Annotated in this window: 4 protein-coding genes; 2 read left to right on the top strand and 2 right to left on the bottom strand. The window is 75.0% G+C overall.

Annotated features, from left to right (window positions below):
- Window positions 1–91 precede the first annotated feature (91 nt).
- Window positions 92–316, bottom strand: a complete 225-nt coding sequence (locus EF903_RS29440; protein WP_125548049.1) for an acyl-CoA carboxylase epsilon subunit — start codon at window positions 314–316, stop codon at window positions 92–94.
- The gene (locus EF903_RS29435) at window positions 313–1,911 is read right to left on the bottom strand and encodes an acyl-CoA carboxylase subunit beta (protein WP_162793369.1); all 1,599 of its coding nucleotides are present in this window, start codon (window positions 1,909–1,911) and stop codon (window positions 313–315) included. Before EF903_RS29435 ends, EF903_RS29440 begins: the two co-directional genes overlap by 4 nt.
- Window positions 1,912–2,330: 419 nt before the next feature.
- On the opposite strand from EF903_RS29435, the gene EF903_RS29430 reads away from it, so the two are divergent.
- Window positions 2,331–3,260, top strand: a complete 930-nt coding sequence (locus EF903_RS29430; protein WP_260616092.1) for an MBL fold metallo-hydrolase — start codon at window positions 2,331–2,333, stop codon at window positions 3,258–3,260.
- Between the two features lie 245 nt (window positions 3,261–3,505).
- Window positions 3,506–4,311, top strand: an 806-nt coding sequence (locus EF903_RS29425; RefSeq protein WP_260616091.1) for an AfsR/SARP family transcriptional regulator, incomplete at its 3' end; no start/stop codon positions are given.

Here is a 4,311-nt window from a genome sequence, read left to right as displayed (position 1 = left end):
GGAGGAACGCGGCAGGGCGCCGGGAAGAGAAGAACGGGGCGGGCGGGGGGCGGCGGGCCCGGCGTGCCGGGCCCGGCCGCGCCCCGGAGGGCTACGACGCCCAGGCGCCCGGCGGCGCGAACACGGGCGGCCGGCGCCGCGGCAGCCTGAACACCACCGCCGACTCCTCCTGCCCGGCCGCGGCCTGCGCCTCGGCCGCCAGCCGCAGCCTGGCGGTCAGCAGCACCGCCACCGCCGCGACCTCCTCGGCGGTCGGGTTCCCCCGGGTGATGCGGATCGCCGCCGCCGACAGCGCGGTGCTCCCGTCGGCGCTCACAGCGGCAGGTTCCCGTGCTTCCGGCTCGGCAGCTGCTGGTGCTTGGCCCGCAGCATGTCGAGGGCGGCGATCAGCCGGGAGCGCGTCTCCGCCGGGTCGATCACGTCGTCGACCAGGCCGCGCTCGGCCGCGTAGTAGGGGTGCATCAGCTCGGTCTGGTACTCCTTGATCTTCTGAGCGCGGGTCTCCTCCGGGTTGTCGGAGGCGGCGATCTCCCGCCGGAAGATGACGTTCGCCGCGCCCTCCGCGCCCATCACCGCGATCTCGTTCGACGGCCAGGCCAGCGCGATGTCGGCGCCGATCGACCGCGAGTCCATCACGATGTACGCGCCGCCGTACGCCTTGCGCAGGATCAGGCTGATCCGCGGCACCGTCGCGTTGCAGTACGCGTACAGCAGCTTCGCGCCGTGCCGGATGATGCCGTTGTGCTCCTGGTCGACGCCCGGCAGGAAGCCCGGCACGTCGATCAGTGTCACCAGCGGAATGCTGAACGCGTCGCAGAACTGCACGAACCGGGCCGCCTTCTCGGACGCCTGGATGTCCAGCACGCCCGCCAGGTGCGCCGGCTGGTTCGCGACGATCCCCACGACCTGCCCGCCCAGCCGCGCCAGCGCGCACACCACGTTCTGCGCCCACTGGCCGTGCACCTCGAAGTAGTCGCCGTGGTCGACGACCTCCTCGATCAGGTCGCGGATGTCGTAGCCCTGCGTCGGCCGCGCCGGAACCAGGTCCAGCAGGCTCTCGCAGCGCCGGTCGCACGGGTCCTCGCGGTCGCCGGCCGGCGCCAGCTCCCGGTTGTTCGACGGCAGCAGCGACAGCAGGTGCCGTACGTCCTCCAGGCAGCTCTGCTCGTCGTCGTACGCGAACGCCGCCACACCGGAGGCCGCGGCGTGGCTGTCCGCCCCGCCCAGGTGCTCCATCGTGACCGCCTCGCCGGTCACCGCCTGGACGACGTCCGGGCCGGTGATGAACATCTGCGAGGTGCCGCGCACCATGAACACGAAGTCCGTCAGCGCCGGCGAGTAGGCGGCCCCGCCCGCGCACGGGCCGAGCACCACCGAGATCTGCGGCAGCACCCCGGAGTTGCGGACGTTGCGCTGGAAGATGCCGCCGTACCCGGCGAGGGCCGTGACCCCCTCCTGGATGCGGGCACCCGCGCCGTCGCACAGCCCGACGATCGGCGCCCCGGCCGCCTCGGCCAGGTCCATCAGCTTGTGGATCTTCTCGGCGTGGGCCTCGCCCAGCGCACCGCCGAAGATCCGGAAGTCGTGGGCGTACGCGAAGACGGTCCGGCCGTGCACCTTGCCCCAGCCCGTCACCACGCCGTCCGTGTGCGGCCGCTTGTCCTCCAGGCCGAACCCGGTGGCACGGTGCCGGCGCAGCCCCTCCACCTCGTTGAACGTGCCCTCGTCGAAGAGGATCGCGATGCGCTCGCGGGCGGTCAGCTTTCCCTTGGCGTGCTGCGCGGCGGTCGCGCGCTCGCTCGGACCGGCCTCGGCGAGCGCCCGCATGGCGCCCAGCTCGGCCGTCCGCTCGCGCAGGGAGGCGTAGCGGATGGTCTCGTTCTCCAGCGGTCTTTCGTCGACGATGCTCATGCGGGCCCTTTCGACACATCAGGCACCGGGTGCGGACCGGTGTCGCGTAGTGCCGTGGCCGGGAAGGTATGCCGGGGCGCGGTGCCCGGTGCGGTGCATCGCGAGGCAGCGGGCCGCGGCGCGTACTGGGCGTACGTGTGCGGTCCGACAACGCGGCGAGGCGCCGTGCCGGGCGCCGTGACCCGGTGAACCTTCCCGGCCGCAGCACTAGCCAGCTTGGGAGCGCGCGCTACAGCCGGGCTCGAATTCCGACCGCAGCCGGACGCAGGACCGCTGGCACCCCGGCAGGGGCGGGTTTCCGGACCGGGAACACCCCTCCCGCCAGGGCGTTTCGAGTGCGTGTCGAGGCCGGCGGGCCACCGTTGGCGCAACGGGGCCGCGCGGTGGCGCAGCCCCGACCGAGCGGAAGGAGGCCCGCCGTGCACGGCGCGCACCACAGGGAGCCGGCCGGCGACGCCACCCTCACCGAGGTGGCCGACGGTGTCCACGCCTACGTCCAGCCCCCCGGCGGCTGGTGCCTGAACAACGCGGGCGTCATCCACGACGGCGGGCACAGCGCCCTTGTCGACACCGCCGCCACCGAGGCCCGCGCCCGCCGGCTGCGCGCCGCGGCCCTGAGACTCGCCCCGCGGCCGCCGAGAGCCGTCGTCAACACCCACTTCCACGGCGACCACACCTACGGCAACTGCCTCTTCCCCGAAGCGCTGGCCATCGGCCACGAACGCACCCGCAGCATGGTCCTGGCCGCCGGGAAGCACATGGCCGGCCTGTGGCCGGAGGTCTGCTGGGGCGACATCGACATCACCCCGCCGCAGCTCACCTTCCGCGACCGCACCACCCTGCACGTGGGGGACGTCCGGGCAGAGCTCATCCACATCGGGCCGGCCGCGCACACCACCGACGACACCGTCGTCTGGATCCCCGACCGGCGCGTGCTGTTCACCGGGGACCTCGTCATGAACGGCGTCACCCCCTTCTGCGCCATGGGCTCCGTCAGCGGCTCCCTCAACGCGCTGGACCGGCTGCGGGCCCTCGGCGCCGACACCGTCGTCCCCGGCCACGGGCCCGTCGGCGGCCCGGGCCTCCTCGACGCGAACGAGGCCTACTTCCGGTACGTACGGGACCTCGCCGCCGACGGCGCGGCCGCCGGCCTGACCCCCCTGGAACTCGCCCGGTCCGCCGGGCCGGGCCCCTACGCCGGCCTCCTCGACCCCGAGCGGCTGCTGCCCAACCTGCACCGCGCGTACGCCGAGCAGCAGGGCCGGGAGCCGGGCGCCCCGCTCGACATCGGCGCCCTCTTCGAGGAGATGGCGCTCTACCGCGGCGGCCGCCCGGCCTGCGCGGCCTGACCCCTGCGCGGCCGCCCGCCCCTGCGCGGCCGCACGCCCCTCCGCGGCCGCCCGCCCGGCGCTCGGGCCCTGCCCGCCGGAACCCCTCCCGAGCTGCGCTGGAGCCGCCCTGGAGAGGCCCTGGAGGGCCGCGCCACCCCGCCCGGTGCGACCGGCGCCTTTCGGCCGCGGCTCCCCTAGCATCCGGAAGGAGGGGCGGGCCGACTGCCCGCCGGAGCCCGCAGCGGGGGATCAGGAGGGACCGGGTGAGCGGGGACGTCAGCTTCGCGGTGCTGGGACCGCTGGAGGTCAGGGCCGGGGACGAACGGCTGCGCCTGGGCGGCCCCATCCCCGCGCGGGTGCTCGCCACCCTGCTGCTGGAACCGGGACGCACCGTCTCCGTCTCCCGCCTCGTCGCGGCCGCCTGGGACGACGAACCCCCCACCACCGCCGCCCACCAGGTCCGCAAGGCCATCGCCGACCTGCGCCAGCGCATACCCGGCGGCGCCACCGCCATCGCCACCGAAGGCCCCGGCTACCGCATCGACGTCGACCCCGCCCGCCTCGACCTCACCCTTTTCTCCCACCGCCTCCAGCAGGCCCGTGGCGCCCTCGACGCCCACCGCCCCGCCGAGGCCGCCGGCCACCTGCGCGACGCACTCGCCCTGTGGCGCGGCCCCGTCCTCGCCGGCGGCAGCGGCCCCGTCATCGCCGCCGCCTCCGCCGTCCTGGAGGAACGCCGGCTGACCGCCGTCGAACAGCTCGTCGAACTGCGCCTCGCCCTCGGTGAGAGCGGCGAACTCATCGGCGACCTGCGCGAACTGATCGCCGAGCACCCGCTGCGGGAGACCCTCCGCGGCCACCTGATGCTCGCCCTCTACCGCTCCGGACGCCAGGCCGAGGCCCTCGCCGAGTTCGGCCGGGTCCGCGAACTGCTCGTCGAGGACCTCGGCATCGACCCCGGCCCCCAGCTGACCCGCCTCCACGAGGCGATCCTCCGCGACAGCCCCGAACTCGCCGCCCCCGAACCCGCCGCACCGCCCGCCGCACCGCCCGCCGCCCCGTCCTCGGA

This window comes from Streptomyces sp. WAC05292 (assembly GCF_003949955.1).
Lineage (GTDB): Bacteria > Actinomycetota > Actinomycetes > Streptomycetales > Streptomycetaceae > Streptomyces > Streptomyces globosus.
Note: the sequence above shows the minus strand (reverse complement) of the source record. Positions and strands in the feature narration are given on the sequence as shown.